The organism is Aquimarina sp. ERC-38 (genome assembly GCF_026222555.1).
In the GTDB taxonomy this organism is placed as follows: domain Bacteria; phylum Bacteroidota; class Bacteroidia; order Flavobacteriales; family Flavobacteriaceae; genus Aquimarina.
Genome location: NZ_CP098511.1, coordinates 17,188 through 31,713 on the forward strand (window position 1 = coordinate 17,188; position 14,526 = coordinate 31,713).

General features: G+C 37.6%; 13 protein-coding genes. 3 read left to right on the forward strand and 10 right to left on the reverse strand.

The genetic code is table 11. The features are described 5' to 3' along the window. The first annotated feature begins 18 nt into the window (after positions 1-18). The 3 genes from NBT05_RS00075 to purL all read left to right on the forward strand — a co-directional run bounded on the left by NBT05_RS00075 (position 19) and on the right by purL (position 5,515). Entirely contained in the window at positions 19-819 is an 801-nt protein-coding gene (locus NBT05_RS00075; RefSeq protein ID WP_265771376.1) for an enoyl-CoA hydratase-related protein, read from the forward strand. A 40-nt stretch (positions 820-859) separates the two neighbouring features. Continuing rightward, on the forward strand, positions 860-1,600 hold the full coding sequence (locus NBT05_RS00080; protein WP_265771377.1) for a DUF6733 family protein: 741 nt from the start codon (positions 860-862) through the stop codon (positions 1,598-1,600). Between the two features lie 222 nt (positions 1,601-1,822). Next, on the forward strand, positions 1,823-5,515 hold the full coding sequence (purL, locus tag NBT05_RS00085) for a phosphoribosylformylglycinamidine synthase (protein ID WP_265771378.1): 3,693 nt from the start codon (positions 1,823-1,825) through the stop codon (positions 5,513-5,515). A gap of 190 nt (positions 5,516-5,705) precedes the next feature. Here the strand turns inward: purL and NBT05_RS00090 are convergent, their stop codons facing one another. The 10 genes from NBT05_RS00090 to NBT05_RS00135 form a co-directional block, all read right to left on the reverse strand. Further along, positions 5,706-5,867, reverse strand: a complete 162-nt coding sequence (locus tag NBT05_RS00090; protein WP_265771379.1) for a hypothetical protein — start codon at positions 5,865-5,867, stop codon at positions 5,706-5,708. A gap of 366 nt (positions 5,868-6,233) precedes the next feature. Beyond that, positions 6,234-7,616 (reverse strand): M20/M25/M40 family metallo-hydrolase, encoded by a 1,383-nt coding sequence (locus NBT05_RS00095; RefSeq protein WP_265771380.1) that lies wholly within the window; start codon positions 7,614-7,616, stop codon positions 6,234-6,236. After that, positions 7,606-8,487: a PPK2 family polyphosphate kinase gene (locus tag NBT05_RS00100; RefSeq protein WP_265771381.1), complete on the reverse strand. Its 882-nt coding sequence runs from the start codon at positions 8,485-8,487 to the stop codon at positions 7,606-7,608. Before NBT05_RS00100 ends, NBT05_RS00095 begins: the two co-directional genes overlap by 11 nt. 53 nt (positions 8,488-8,540) lie before the next feature. Further along, positions 8,541-9,086: a hypothetical protein gene (locus NBT05_RS00105; RefSeq protein WP_265771382.1), complete on the reverse strand. Its 546-nt coding sequence runs from the start codon at positions 9,084-9,086 to the stop codon at positions 8,541-8,543. After that, the gene (locus NBT05_RS00110; protein WP_265771383.1) at positions 9,052-9,585 is read right to left on the reverse strand and encodes a pyridoxamine 5'-phosphate oxidase family protein; all 534 of its coding nucleotides are present in this window, start codon (positions 9,583-9,585) and stop codon (positions 9,052-9,054) included. The genes NBT05_RS00105 and NBT05_RS00110 overlap by 35 nt, the downstream gene beginning before the upstream one ends. A gap of 4 nt (positions 9,586-9,589) precedes the next feature. After that, the gene (locus NBT05_RS00115; RefSeq protein ID WP_265771384.1) at positions 9,590-10,150 is read right to left on the reverse strand and encodes a hypothetical protein; all 561 of its coding nucleotides are present in this window, start codon (positions 10,148-10,150) and stop codon (positions 9,590-9,592) included. A 4-nt stretch (positions 10,151-10,154) separates the two neighbouring features. After that, positions 10,155-11,318 carry a sigma-54-dependent transcriptional regulator gene (locus NBT05_RS00120; RefSeq protein ID WP_265771385.1) on the reverse strand — a complete coding sequence of 388 codons (1,164 nt, stop codon included), beginning with the start codon at positions 11,316-11,318 and terminating at the stop codon, positions 10,155-10,157. Positions 11,319-11,321: 3 nt separating this feature from the next. Continuing rightward, positions 11,322-12,260, reverse strand: a complete 939-nt coding sequence (locus tag NBT05_RS00125; RefSeq protein ID WP_265771386.1) for a mechanosensitive ion channel family protein — start codon at positions 12,258-12,260, stop codon at positions 11,322-11,324. 4 nt (positions 12,261-12,264) lie between these two features. Further along, positions 12,265-13,575, reverse strand: coding sequence for an ABC transporter permease (locus tag NBT05_RS00130; RefSeq protein WP_265771387.1), 1,311 nt, complete (start codon positions 13,573-13,575; stop codon positions 12,265-12,267). Beyond that, a complete protein-coding gene (locus tag NBT05_RS00135; protein WP_265771388.1) occupies positions 13,568-14,497 on the reverse strand; it encodes an ABC transporter ATP-binding protein in 930 nt (309 codons plus the stop codon). Before NBT05_RS00135 ends, NBT05_RS00130 begins: the two co-directional genes overlap by 8 nt. Between the last annotated feature and the right edge of the window lie 29 nt (positions 14,498-14,526).

Here is a 14,526-nt window from a genome sequence, read left to right on the forward strand (position 1 = left end):
CTAAAAACCAATAAAATCATGAATATAAAAGTTGAAAAAGTAAACGGGGTGGTGCTCATCAGACTCAACCGCCCCCAGGCTTTAAATGCCTTAAATAAGCAACTAATGAAGGAATTAGTGGCTACTTTAAAAGAATATGATACCCAACCTGAGATAGGCTGTTTTATCATCACCGGTTCAGAAAAAGCATTTGCCGCCGGAGCTGATATTAAAGAAATGGCCGATAAATCCTATCTGGATATGCTTCATGAAGATTACTTTTCAGGATGGAAAGCTTTGACCGCCATTAGAACGCCTATTATAGCAGCCGTATCAGGATATGCGCTGGGCGGAGGTTGTGAACTGGCAATGATGTGTGATATAATTTACGCTTCGGATACCGCACAGTTCGGTCAACCTGAAATTAATCTGGGGGTTATTCCAGCTATCGGTGGGACACAGCGTCTTACCAAAGCCATAGGCAAATACAAGGCTATGGAAATGATCCTGACCGGAAGGTTTATAACTGCAGAAGAAGCTGAAAAAGCTGGCTTAGTAGCTCAAATATTTCCCAAAGAACAATTAATAGAAGAAACTTTAAAGGTGGCAACCAAAATTGCAACTCAAAGTAAAACCGCTATCTGGGTAGCAAAAGAAGCAGTCAACAGAGCACAGGAAGTATCTCTATCAGAAGGTATCCTTCATGAGAGACGGGCATTTCATGCATTGTTTTCGACCCAACATCAAAAAGAAGGCATGCATGCTTTTATAGAAAAAAGAACTGCTGATTTTTCAATACCTAATCAAACGGCAACTCATATTTCTTATACCGAACATTAAATAATCACATTAAAATCACAAACAATTATATAAATAAACCATGAAAAAAAATTTAATTATCTCAAGCTTACTAATTTTCTTTTTTACTTTTATGACTGCTCAAGAAGAAGAGAAAAAAAATAAAACTCACTTTGCAGTAAAAACCATTCAGAACAGTGTTGCCGGTTTCTCCCCTTTATTTGTAGGTAGTTTTGAAACCAATAAAAATTTTGATATTACTTTTTACGGCCTATTCTGGACCAATCCTTCTTTCGGAAATCTACAAGCAGGAAGTGACCAACTTCTGGAAACTGGGGCTGGGTTAGGTTTTAAACTTAGTGACAACAAATTATATTTAAATCCCGGACTAGGATTTGCTCACGGAAAATTTTTCTCTGATGTTCCGGGCACCTTAATTGGTGAAGCTATCATCCCTAATACCTTTGTAGCTTATAACAATTCCGTCTTTGATTTTGAAGGTTATGTTGCTTACTACAAGTCTTTAAGAGACCGGAGCGATATTTCTACACGAGACTTATTTTTACTGTGGGCTGCACCGGGTATTCAGGTAAGTAAAAGAATTGTCCTGGGTGGATTTTTTGAAGAATTAGCTTTTATGAATTTTGAAGACGAGGCAGAAGGTGTTAAAAATCTTCAGGTGTATCGATTTCTGGGAGGTTCTATAAAATTAAAACTAGATAATGGTATTGCTTTTAGATTCTCTGCGGGTGCCAATCTCGTTACTGATGTAGGTGCTTCAGATGAATTCTATAAAGTTTCTGCTTTTGTTCCATTACAATAACTGATGAAACTAGCAAAGTACAAACAGAGGGAATCTTAACAGGTTCCCTCTGTTTTTATATAGCTAAGGTTGCAATTTTGCAGTCTTTGCTATTTTACTTTTTAACTGAAGTTTTTCAAACAGAAATTATAAAAATCCTGTTACAGCTTTATGTAAATTCAAATCGCAGATTCTATAGAATATAGTATTTTTGCATTTTAGATACTAAACCTGATATCAACCATGATTTATTTCTTCGGAAAACCTTCCATAAAAGTATTTGCAGTTGACTGTTCTTCAGAGCTTACAGAACAAGACATACAAAAGCTTTCCTGGCTTTTTGGAAACCATCCTAAAATTGATTCGGCGTCGGTAGACGCCTTTTTTATTGGGCCGCGAGCAGCCATGATTACACCATGGAGTACCAATGCGGTAGAAATAACTCAAAATATGGGAATGTCTCATATTATCCGTATTGAAGAGTTTATTACTGTTACCGAAGATTTTACGGATTTTGACCCGATGCTTTTTGAAAAGTATGGAAAATTACATCAGAAGATATTTACTATTCATATTCAGCCGGAACCGGTGATTGAAATTCTAGATATTAAGGCTTATAACTTGCAGGAAGGTTTAGCGCTAAGTGATGAAGAAATTGAGTATTTGGAAAGCGTTTCCAAAAAAATAGGTAGAAAACTAACAGATTCCGAAGTTTTTGGCTTTTCACAGGTAAATTCGGAGCACTGTAGACATAAAATATTTAACGGAAGCTTTGTCATTGATGGTGAAGAAAAACCAACTTCTCTTTTCAAACTTATCAAAAAAACTTCTGAAAAAAATCCAAATAGCATTGTTTCTGCATATAAGGATAATGTAGCTTTTATAAAAGGGCCAAAGGTTACTCAATTTGCCCCTAAACGAGCAGATCAACCGGACACCTATCAGGAAACTGAATTTGATAGTGTGATTTCGCTTAAAGCGGAAACCCATAATTTCCCTACTACTGTAGAACCTTTTAACGGGGCTGCTACCGGATCAGGTGGTGAAATCCGGGATCGTTTGGCGGGAGGTAAGGGTTCGCTTCCTCTAGCTGGAACCGCGGTATATATGACTTCCTATTCGCGCTTACAAAAAGAACGCCCCTGGGAACAACAAATGGAGGAACGTAACTGGTTGTACCAAACTCCCATTGATATATTAATTAAAGCATCTAACGGAGCTTCGGATTTTGGTAATAAATTTGGGCAACCTTTAATTGCCGGGTCTGTTCTTACTTTTGAACATGATGAATCTAAAAGTACAACCACTACTTCTTCTCGTAAATTGGGGTATGATAAGGTAATCATGCAGGCAGGAGGTATTGGTTATGGTAAAATAGCGCAGGCTCAAAAAGATACCCCGCAAAAAGGGGATGAAATTGTTATTTTAGGTGGAGAAAATTACCGGATTGGAATGGGAGGTGCCGCCGTATCATCAGCAGATACCGGAGCGTTTAGTAGCGGTATTGAACTAAATGCTGTACAGCGATCCAATCCTGAAATGCAAAAAAGAGCTGCTAATGCTATTCGTGGGATGGTAGAAAGTGAAGAAAATCCAATTGTTTCCATTCATGACCATGGTGCCGGGGGGCATTTAAATTGCTTATCCGAACTGGTAGAAGAAACCGGCGGACATATCAACTTAGATGAACTACCTGTAGGTGATCCTACATTGTCTGCTAAAGAGATTATTGGTAATGAATCCCAGGAACGAATGGGGCTGATAATAGGTCAAAAAGATGTAGCTACCCTACAACGTATTGCAGAACGGGAACGATCACCCATGTACCAGGTTGGCAAAGTAACTAACGATCATCGTTTTACTTTTAAATCCGAAGCTACCTCCGAAAAACCCATGGATTTGGCCTTAGAAGATATGTTTGGGAGTTCGCCGAAAACGGTAATGACCGATCGTACGCTATCGCGTCCTTATAAAAAGGTTCTGTACCAAAAAGAAGAAATACACACCTATCTGGAACAAGTACTGCAACTGGAAGCTGTTGCTTGTAAAGACTGGTTGACCAATAAAGTAGACCGCTGTGTGGGCGGAAAAGTAGCCAAACAACAATGTGCCGGACCCTTGCAATTACCTTTAAATAATTGTGGGGTGATGGCGCTGGATTTTAAAGGAAAAGAAGGGATTGCCACCAGTATTGGTCACTCCCCTATCTCCGGATTAATTGATCCGAAAGCCGGAAGTAAAAATTCCATTGCAGAAGCCTTAACTAATCTTATCTGGGCACCTTTACAAAACGGACTTCAATCGGTATCTCTATCAGCCAACTGGATGTGGCCTTGTAAAAATGAAGGGGAAGACGCCCGGTTATACCAGGCAGTTGAAGCAATATCTAATTTTGCTATTGAATTAGGAATTAATGTGCCTACGGGTAAAGATTCCTTATCTATGAAGCAAAAATACCCAAAGGAAGAAGTCATTTCTCCGGGTACAGTCATTATTTCTGCTGCGGGGCATTGCGATGATATTTCAAACGTAATCGAACCTGTTTTTCAACAAGAAGACGGAGCCATTTATTATATAAATTTATCACAGGATACGTTTAAATTGGGTGGTTCTTCTTTTGCTCAGGTTCAGGGGCAGATTGGAAATGAAGCTCCTACGATTCAAAATACCGAGTACTTTAAAAAGACCTTTAATTGCATTCAGCAATTAATTAAAGAAAAAAAGATCATTGCCGGACATGATGTTGCTTCGGGTGGATTCATTACTACTTTATTAGAATTGTGTTTTGCAGGTACCAATCTGGGTGCAGACCTGGATGTAACTGGTTTAAAAGAAGAAGACAGTATTAAAATGCTATTTTCAGAGAACTGCGGAATTATTTTTCAAAGTATTTCCGACAATTCAGTGGAAAATATTTTAGCCGAAAATAGTATTGATTTTTTTAATATAGGAAAGGTTACCGGACAGTCTGAATTAAAGATCAAAAACGGTAAAGAAGATTTTTCATTTTCTATTCCTTCCTTGCGGAAGACCTGGTATCAAACCTCGTATTTACTAGACCAAAAACAAACGTCAAATAACCTGGCACAAAATCGTTATGAAAACTTTGATCAACAAGCTTTACAATATCAATTTCCAAAACATTTTACTGGAGAACTACCTAATATAACATCAGATACTAACAAACCTAAAGCGGCAATTATCCGGGAAAAAGGAAGTAATTCCGAACGGGAGATGGCACATGCAATGTACCTGGCGGGATTTGAAGTACGGGACGTACACATGACGGATTTGATTTCAGGCCGGGAAACTTTGGAAGACATTCAATTTATCGGTGCCGTAGGAGGATTTTCAAATAGTGATGTTTTAGGTTCGGCTAAAGGCTGGACTGGAGCTTTTTTATATAATGAAAAAGCAAAAAAAGCCTTAAACAATTTCTTTTCCAGAGAAGACACGCTTTCCGTAGGTATTTGTAACGGTTGCCAGCTTTTTATGGAATTGGAAAAAATTAACCCGGATCATAAAAAACACGGAAAATTACTTCATAACAATTCTCAAAAACATGAAAGTGCGTTTACATCGGTTAAGATTCAAGAGAATCATTCGGTGATGTTAGCTTCTTTAGCCGGAAGTACGCTAGGTGTCTGGATATCACACGGAGAAGGTAAATTTAATCTTCCCTTATCTGAGGATAACTATCATATTGTGGCAAAATACGGTTATGATCAATATCCGGCAAATCCAAATGGCTCGGATTTTAATACGGCCATGTTAGCAGATACTACCGGACGGCATTTGGTAATGATGCCACATATCGAACGTTCTATTTTTCAATGGAATTGGGCATATTATCCCAAGAATCGAAAAGATCAGGTATCCCCCTGGTTAGAAGCTTTTACGAATGCTAAAAAATGGATTGATCATAAAAATCATTAGTGTCCGGTAAAGTTTTAAGACCCGCCTGCGGACGGGCAGGTCGCTATCACTTCTAGAATCAAGATTGGAGATAGATGTTTTAACTTCGGTAAATATTGTACGTTCACTACCGGTGATTTTTGAACTAAAAGCAAAACCGGATTTATTTTTTGATAAATCCGGTCTACCCTGTCGTTCAAGTAGGTTTTACCTACTCTTCGTTTTCTACTTCTTTACCTTTAGAGGTAGCTCTCAGGTCTTGTTCTAGTTTTTCGGCATCTCTACCGCCATAACCTGCCATTCTACCAGGTCCGTTTTCTGTAGCGTTAGACTGATGGTCTTCTATTTTTTTACTTTCGGATTGTGACTTCATTGTTCTCTATTTTAAAATTTACTACAAAGTACCAGCTATTTTAAAAACAAAGTACCTGTAATCATACGCTTACGGACGTATATGCAAAAGAATTTTAGGTAGGTCATAGTACAAGCTTACGAAAAATTCCAGTCATTTTTTAAATTTCCTGAAGTCTAATGGTTTATTGATTGGTAAGGCTATAATACAATAGTGTTAATATGTCAAAATTTAACTAACTATTTTATTTACCGCTATTTATCCTATCCTAAATCCTATCTAAAGGAAAGGACTCTTGGCTACCTTCCCTTCGGGAAGGGCTGGGGATGGGATTAATTTAAATGAATTAAAATTATTCACGACATTTTAAACCAGAGCCATTGGTAATTACTGTAAATAAGAATCCATTAAATACACAAGAGAAGCCATGGTTGCTGCCCCCAGTTCTAATTCTCGTTTATTGATTGCCTCAAAAGTGTCATTTTTAGCGTGATGATGAACAAAGTATCGCTGTGAATCCGGACGTAATCCAGCTAGAACTATCCCTTCTTTTTTAAGGGGGTTAATATCGGCACCACTATAGCCTTTGGTAAACTGATGGATTAAATAAGGTTCAAATAAGGGTTTCCAAGAGGTCACTTCGGTAAAATTAGTATCATCACAATCCAGTGAAAATCCTCTAGGCGTAAATCCTCCGGCATCACTTTCCAAAGCAAAAACATGATTTTCCTTTTTTTCGTTGGCTACCTTCGCATATTCTTTTCCGCCCCGTAAGCCATTTTCTTCGTTCATAAATAGAACTACCCGTAACGAATGTTTTGGCTGATAGCCTGATTCCTTTAATAATCGTAGTACTTCCATGGATTGTACTACTCCAGCTCCATCGTCATGCGACCCGTCTCCTAAATCCCAGGAATCCAAATGCCCTCCCACGACCATATATTGGTCCGGGTAGGTAGTTCCTTTAATTTCGCCAATAACATTGTACGATTGTACATCCGGCCAACTCCTACAATTCATATTCATACTGAATTGCACGTTTGGGTTTAGGGATAATATGGAACTTAATAAATCCGCACCGTTGGTACTGATTGCTGCCGCCGGAATCTTTTGATAGTTCTTTAAATCGCCGTAGCTCATCGAACCGGTATGAGGCAAATCGTCTTTACGCAGATTCATGGATCGAACTAAAACGCCTACCGCACCGTACTTTACCGCTTCTAATGCTCCAGAATAGCGCTGATCCACACATCCGCCGTAAGCTTCAAAGGTATTGATCAAATCCGCCTGCATCGGTCGGTTGTAAAATACGATACGTCCTTTAATACTATCCTTCGGGATTTCTTTTAGTTCTTCTAGGCTTTTTACTTCAATAACTCTTGCTTTAGTTCCCCCGGGAGCGGTCGCCACCGAACCTCCCAATGCACAAATGTCAACCTTGGTTGTTTTGCCCGGTTTGGTCTCAATAAACGCAAATTCAGGTACGCCCCGGGTCCATTTTGGTACCATTACCGGTTGTAACCAAACTTTATCCAAACCTAATTTCCCCAATTCTTCCTTAGTCCATTCCACTGCCTCTTCCGCCTTTACCGAACCGGATAACCTGGGTCCTATTTGATTAGAAAGATATTCCAGCCATTCGTAGCTTTTTCCGTTAAGAAGTGAGGTGGTATATATCTTTTTAAGCTGAACCGAATCCTTATTTTGCGCCGTACCCAGTAGGGTATATAATAGCATTAACGATAATAGTAATTTCCCCTTATTTCTCATCTTCGAGTTGTTGTATGTATTTTTTTAAATCTGCTGTAGTCTCAGCATCCAGTTCTGGTTCTTTAATATCCGTATATTTCTTTAATGTGCCATACAAAGTCTTTGCCACAATTAACCGGGCGGTAGGTTTATCATCGGCAGGTATGATAAACCAGGGGGCATTTTCTTTTGAAGTATGGTTAATCGCTTCTTCGTAGCATTCCTGGTATTTATCCCATAAAGCTCTTTCTTTAAGATCCCCTTTATCAAACTTCCAGTTCTTTTCTTTTTTCTCCAACCTTCTCAATAAGCGATACTTCTGTTCTTCTTTAGATAGATGAAGGTAAAACTTAAAGATTAAGGTTCCGTTTTCGGCAAGGTGTTTTTCAAAGTTGTTAATTTGCTCAAAACGTTGTTCCCAAAATTCGTCATCAATCGCATCAACTGACTGAATATCTGGTAGATTTTCATTTAAAATATATTCCGGATGCACACGGGTCACCAGTACGTTTTCATAATGCGTCCGATTAAAAATTCCGAATTTACCTCTGTCTGGCAAAGCAATATAGTGACGCCATAGGTAATCATGATTTAATTCTTTTGTAGTGGGTGCTTTAAAACTATGCACTTCAACCCCTCTTACATTTAATTCTTTAAACACTTCGCGGATCAAACTATCCTTACCGGAAGTATCCATACCCTGAAAACAGATAAGTACAGCGTATTTATTATGTGCATATAAAGTATCCTGAAATTCGCCGAGTTGTTTGCGAACTTTTTTTAGTTCTTTTTTAACCGCTTTCTCATCTGCTTCCAAATCATACCTAGTCGCAATGTCAGAAAGTTTTACGGGAGAGGTCACTTTAAAGTCCGAAGTTTGAATCTCTTTCATTAGTTCTTATTGAATTTGAAAGATACTAAACATTTAGATTCCCTCCCAGAAATTTATAGACCTAAGCGATAACTAATACCGCCACCAAAGGTATCATACCTACGCCCAAAACTTTTTACCACTAGTTCTGCAAATAGATTAATTTTATCAGATAACGGATAGGTCGATTTTGCTTTTAGGCCAAACCCATGATTATAATCTCCAGAGTTAATAAAAAGTTTTGAAGTATTACGTTCTAATTCTGAAATGGGATAATTATTTAAAAAATAACTGAATCCCACATAAAATTTAAGTGGTTCCCAACTATAAACCCTCCGTAAGTAGCCAATTTCAAATTCATTAAATACTTCGGTATTCTCAAATTCTTTTCTAAAAAACCGATGATAAGCTAAGGTATACGAAGATTTTTGAGAAGCTGTATTAAATTGCGTTCGGATTTCTAAGCCTACTTCATCCTGTAAACCAATACTGACAATACCTCCTATACCCATATTTACCTCTCCACTTTTATATTGTTGTGCGGAAACATTTACAATGAACAGCAGTAAAATGATAATATAGCCTTTATTTAGTATCAAAACCGTCAATACTTTTAGCATTCTTTTTCGTTCGATACTCTACCAACTTTTCTTTACCTTGTTTTGCTGCCCAACTGGTTAGCATGGTTCGCTCTTCAACAAGATCCATACGAGGTACCGCAAAACCGCAAGAGGATTGAACCCTTTCGATATTAACTTCAAAAATCTGACGACTACCGGGATAATTAGGAAAGAAAGCACTGTATTTTTTAAATTTTACGGTATCTAGTTCATACGCAACTGCTTTTCCATAAACTCTAAGAATTAAGGGTTTTTCATCAAAAGAACACCACATTAAAGTAATCCGCGGATTTTGTAAAACATGGGCAGCCGTTTCATTTCCGCTACCAGTTAGGTTTAACCATAGTATGGTTTTATGATCTACGATACGTAAGCTGTCCATTCCTTTAGGAGATACATTAACGCTTCCGGTACTGGCAGCAGTACCCGTGAAAAATAAAGGTTGTTTCTTAATAAAATCCTGTATTGGATCGGTTAAGTATTCTTCAATTTTACTCATATCCTTAAAATTTATAAAAATCAAAATTAAATCCTATTGCAACCGTATCAAAACGCCTTCCTAGGCTTTTTACATTACCTTCTATAAAGATATGTAACGGAGGGGACACCTGGTATAGTGCTCTTATTTTAATTTGTGCTCCATGATTAAAACTTCCGGTGATAAAAGAAAGATAGGCGTCCTCTTCAATTTCTTCAAAAAAAGAAGCATCATTACCAATATATCCCATCCCCGCGGTAATAGTCGTCGGATACCAGTTGAATAAAATAAGGTTGATCCCCAAAGCCACTTCGTTATAACTTTGTTCGTTGTTATTTTCCGAAAACAGAATAGAACGGTTGACTTCGGCTAAAAAAGTTGTAGCACAATTAAAGGCATATTCTGCCCGAACGCCTACCCCTATTTCTTCTCCTACGGCAAAAAGCTTATTTGCCGAAATACCATAATTAAAGGAGTTAATGTCGTATTGACCGTATAAAACTACAGAACCGGTAGTAGTAAACATAACCCATAACAGGAATAGTCTTGCTTTAAGGTTATTATTTTTCTTTTTTATCGGAAACATACATTTATTTTGCCGCAAATAACTTTACGTCATCTTCACTCACCTCTGTTCCACCTAAAATAATTAGTCTCTCTACTACATTTCTCAGTTCTCGAATATTACCCGTCCAGTCATATTGCTGTAGCTGTTTAATGGCTTTATCCGAAAAATTTTTGACCGGTGCGCCTTGTTCTTTGGCTATTTTATTCGAAAAATAATTAATTAGCAAAGGAATGTCTTCACGTCGCTCATTTAAGGCAGGTACTTTAATCAAAATTACCGCTAAGCGATGATATAAATCTTCTCTGAATTTATTATCGGCAATTTCCTTTTTTAAGTCTTTATTAGTCGCTGCTAACACCCGTACGTCTACTTTAATATCTCTATCACTACCTACCCGCTGAATTTTATTTTCCTGTAAGGCCCGAAGTACTTTAGCTTGTGCGGATAAACTCATATCCCCTATTTCATCTAGAAAGATAGTTCCTCCGTTTGCAGCTTCAAATTTACCTGCCCGATCTTTATTAGCCGAAGTAAAAGCTCCTTTAACATGTCCGAACAATTCGCTTTCTATCAACTCCCCGGGGATGGCGGCACAATTTACCTCAATCATAGGCCCTTTGGAACGTTCGCTTTTCTGATGAATCCAGTGAGCAACCAATTCTTTACCGGTACCATTCCCACCGGTAATCAATACCCTGGCATCCGTAGCAGATACCTTGTCTATCATATTTTTGATTGCGGAAATTTCTTTAGATTCCCCAATCATTTCATAATTTTTAGATACTTTCTTTTTCAGCTTTTTATTTTCAGCTACCAGTGTATTTTGATCTAGTGCAATACGAACCGTATTGAGTAACCGGTTTAAATCCGGTGGTTTTGAGATGTAATCAAAAGCACCTAATCGCATGGTTTGTACCGCTGTATCCAGGTCTCCGTGACCCGAAATCATAACTATCGGGAGTTCCGGTTTCATTTTCCTAAGGGTTTCCAATACTTCCACTCCATCCATTTTGGGCATTTTAATATCACAAAGTACCAGGTCAAGATCAGTATTCTTTATTTGTTCAACGCCTGACAATCCGTCTTCGGCTTCGATTACCTGATATTGATCATTTTCTTCGGATAGTATTTTAACCAGAACACGTCGGATTGCCGCTTCATCTTCTATTACTAATATTTTTGCCATAAATTATGTATCTGTTTCCTTTTTAGGACTAAGTGCTGTTTGTGATGTGACAGGTTGAATCATGGTTACCACTCTTTGCGGGAACGGAATCTCAATAGCATGTTTTCTAAAAGCTTTGTCGATAGCAAAGCGAATATCACTTTTAAGTACGCTAGACTGAAAGCTATCATTAATCGTAAACATTAATTTGAAATTAAGGGAACTATCTCCAAAATCCATAAATAAAACCGTAGGTTCCGGGGTTTTTAATACTTTTTCCTGGTGAGTTGCTGATTCAATCAATAGTTTTTTTACTAATTGTACGTCACTGCCGTATGCCACTCCTACTTCTACCGATTCCCGAGTAATGGATCCATTCTGTGTCCAGTTATACAACGTAGAAGTCAGGTATTTATGATTGGGAATTACCAATACCTTATTATCTATAGTTACCGCCCGGGTGGTACGTAATTTTATTTCTTCTACCCTACCTACTTTATCTTCTAACTGAATAATATCTCCTACATGAACCGTTTGATCGATAAAAATAAAGATTCCGGAAATAATATCCTGAATCAGGGTTTGTAAAGCCAAACCTACACCCACCAGAAGCGCAGCAGAGGCGGCAAAAACTGCCGTGATATTGAACCCGATACTGTCCAGGGTCACCAGCAAAATGATAATGTATATAAAGTATTTGGCAAAGGAGAAAACGGAAACAAATTTGACCCGGTCTTCGTAGGGTAATTTACGAGTAACAATTTTTCTGGTAAATTTTAATAATAGCGATGTTGCAATCAACACTGCTACCATCAGCAGTAACAAACCTACCGTCAATACAATCGGTTCTTTTTTAGAGCCAATACTAAAAATTTCATATTGAAGAAAAGACTTTATGGAACCCCAGATATCTTCCTGAATTACCTCTTTAACCTGTTCGGTGATTTCTTCTTGAAACATCATTTACCTAATATTTAAGCCATTTTGCCAGTTCTTTATAACTTGGTTTTTTACCGTACATTAAAATCCCTACCCTATATATTTTGGCTGCAAGCCAAACAACTCCGATAATTGACAATACTAATATACTCAAGGAGAGTGTTACTTCCCACCAACTTACGCCAAAGGGTACCCGCATTAACATGACAATAGGTGAAGTTAAGGGTATATAAGAAAATATATTAGAAACAATGCCATGCGGATTTTCTACTACAGAGAATGCACCTACGTAAAACGAGAGTACCAAGGGCACTACTACAATAGGCATAAATTGCTGAGAATCCGTTTCGCTATCTACCGCAGCGCCAATTGCCGCATAAATAGCACTGTAAAGAAAATAACCTCCAATAAAATACAGAAAGAAAAGAACTACCAGAGCAACTAACGGAAGTTTTAATATATCCTGTACAATTAATTTTATTTTTTCCTGTTGCCCTTCTCCAGTTTGATTTGCGATTTCACTGACCTGTTCCAACGTATCTGGCTGGGCTTCTATTCCTAAGAAATATTGAATCCCTACAAGAAGCAATCCCCCAATGATTACCCATATAATAAATTGCGAAATACCGGCCAGTGTAGTTCCAATAATTTTACCTAATAATAATTGAAAGGGTTTCACCGAAGAAATAATGATTTCAATAATTCGATTGGTTTTTTCTTCAATAACCGAGCGCATTACCATGTTACCATAGATCACTACAAACATTAATAATAAGTATCCGGCTATCCCCCCAAAGGCCATTTTAACAAGATTTGCTATTTTTGAAGTTTTTTCTCCTGAAAAATCCTGAATTTGTATATCTACCTCGGTTTTTGCCTGGTTGATCGCTGAAATATCCAGTTGAAAATCCTTATAATTTTGTTCGGTGAGTTTTTCTTCAAATACTTTTTCAATGCTACGTAAGGTTCTGAAATCCGGTGATTCGTCGGCAAATAATTGAATACTATTTGCAATATTTTTTGCATTTGACTTTTTTGGAACGTAAAGTAAACCGTACAGTTCATTTGAGATCACGGTATCTTTTGCAATCTCTATAGGTACGGCACTGTAATCTACAAAGGTAATTCCATTAATCACATCAAAATCTTTTGCAAATAACCCGGTTTCGTCTACAATTGCAATTTTTTTAGTTTCATCTTTATTTACCTGTGATAACCAGGAAATCACTGCAATAGCTCCCACAATAACCAGCGGACTTACAAAAGTCATGATTACAAAAGTCCGGTTGCGTACCCTTGCAATAAATTCTCTCTCTATGATTAAAGGTAACTTACTCATGGCTAGAAATGGTTTGAATGAATATATCGTTTATACTGGGAATCACCTCGGTAAAGTGTTGTACCTGCCCTTTGGTACTTAGTAATTGAATTAGCTCATTACTACTGGTACCTTCGGATAGTGTTACCTTTAACTTTAATAAATCGTCAATGGTTTTAAAGGTAGCTTTCTCTACTGTAAACCTATCTTTTAGCTGGATATAGACCATATCCTGATCTTCCGTATTCAAGCCAATCTCAAAAGTATTGGATTTATAGGTTCGCTTGATATCCGTTACCTTTCCGTCCAGGATTTTATTGGACTTATGGATTAAGGCAATGGTATCACAAAGTTCTTCAACACTTTCCATACGATGGGTGGAAAAGATCACCGTTGCGCCTTCTTTTTGTAATAATAAAATTTCGTCTTTAATTAGATTGGCATTAATCGGGTCAAAACCACTAAATGGTTCGTCAAAAATCAGAAGTTTGGGTTTGTGCAATACCGTTACGATAAACTGTACTTTTTGCGCCATCCCCTTAGAAAGTTCCTGTATCTTTTTGTCCCACCAATGGGTGATTTCAAATTTGTCAAACCAGTATTTTAGGCGATTTTTTGCTTCTTTTTTTGATAGCCCTTTTAATTGTGCCAGGTATAAAGCTTGTTCTCCTACCTTCATGGTTTTGTACAACCCTCTCTCTTCGGGCAGGTAGCCTATTTCTTTAATATGAATAGGTGATAAAGGTTCTCCGTTAAACAAGACTGCACCCTGGTCAGGCATGGTAATCTGATTGATAATTCTAATCAACGTAGTTTTTCCTGCACCGTTTGGCCCTAGTAATCCAAAAATGCTACCTTCTGGTATTTGTATGGAAACATCATTTAATGCGACATAATTTCCGTACTGTTTTCGAGCACTTTGTATATCGAGAAGATAGTTCATAAACGGTAATTTTAAATAAATGCTAAATA

Bases quoted from the DNA above. Each gene is read 5' to 3' on its own strand.
- purL (WP_265771378.1), top strand. From the start codon at position 1,823: ATGATTTATTTCTTCGGAAAACCTTCCATAAAAGTATTTGCAGTTGAC.
- NBT05_RS00105 (WP_265771382.1), bottom strand. From the start codon at position 9,086: ATGCTAAAAGTATTGACGGTTTTGATACTAAATAAAGGCTATATTATC.
- NBT05_RS00110 (WP_265771383.1), bottom strand. From the start codon at position 9,585: ATGAGTAAAATTGAAGAATACTTAACCGATCCAATACAGGATTTTATT.
- NBT05_RS00115 (WP_265771384.1), bottom strand. From the start codon at position 10,150: ATGTTTCCGATAAAAAAGAAAAATAATAACCTTAAAGCAAGACTATTC.
- NBT05_RS00120 (WP_265771385.1), bottom strand. From the start codon at position 11,318: ATGGCAAAAATATTAGTAATAGAAGATGAAGCGGCAATCCGACGTGTT.
- NBT05_RS00100 (WP_265771381.1), bottom strand. From the start codon at position 8,487: ATGAAAGAGATTCAAACTTCGGACTTTAAAGTGACCTCTCCCGTAAAA.
- NBT05_RS00125 (WP_265771386.1), bottom strand. From the start codon at position 12,260: ATGATGTTTCAAGAAGAAATCACCGAACAGGTTAAAGAGGTAATTCAG.
- NBT05_RS00080 (WP_265771377.1), top strand. From the start codon at position 860: ATGAAAAAAAATTTAATTATCTCAAGCTTACTAATTTTCTTTTTTACT.
- NBT05_RS00130 (WP_265771387.1), bottom strand. From the start codon at position 13,575: ATGAGTAAGTTACCTTTAATCATAGAGAGAGAATTTATTGCAAGGGTA.
- NBT05_RS00090 (WP_265771379.1), bottom strand. From the start codon at position 5,867: ATGAAGTCACAATCCGAAAGTAAAAAAATAGAAGACCATCAGTCTAAC.
- NBT05_RS00075 (WP_265771376.1), top strand. From the start codon at position 19: ATGAATATAAAAGTTGAAAAAGTAAACGGGGTGGTGCTCATCAGACTC.
- NBT05_RS00135 (WP_265771388.1), bottom strand. From the start codon at position 14,497: ATGAACTATCTTCTCGATATACAAAGTGCTCGAAAACAGTACGGAAAT.
- NBT05_RS00095 (WP_265771380.1), bottom strand. From the start codon at position 7,616: ATGAGAAATAAGGGGAAATTACTATTATCGTTAATGCTATTATATACC.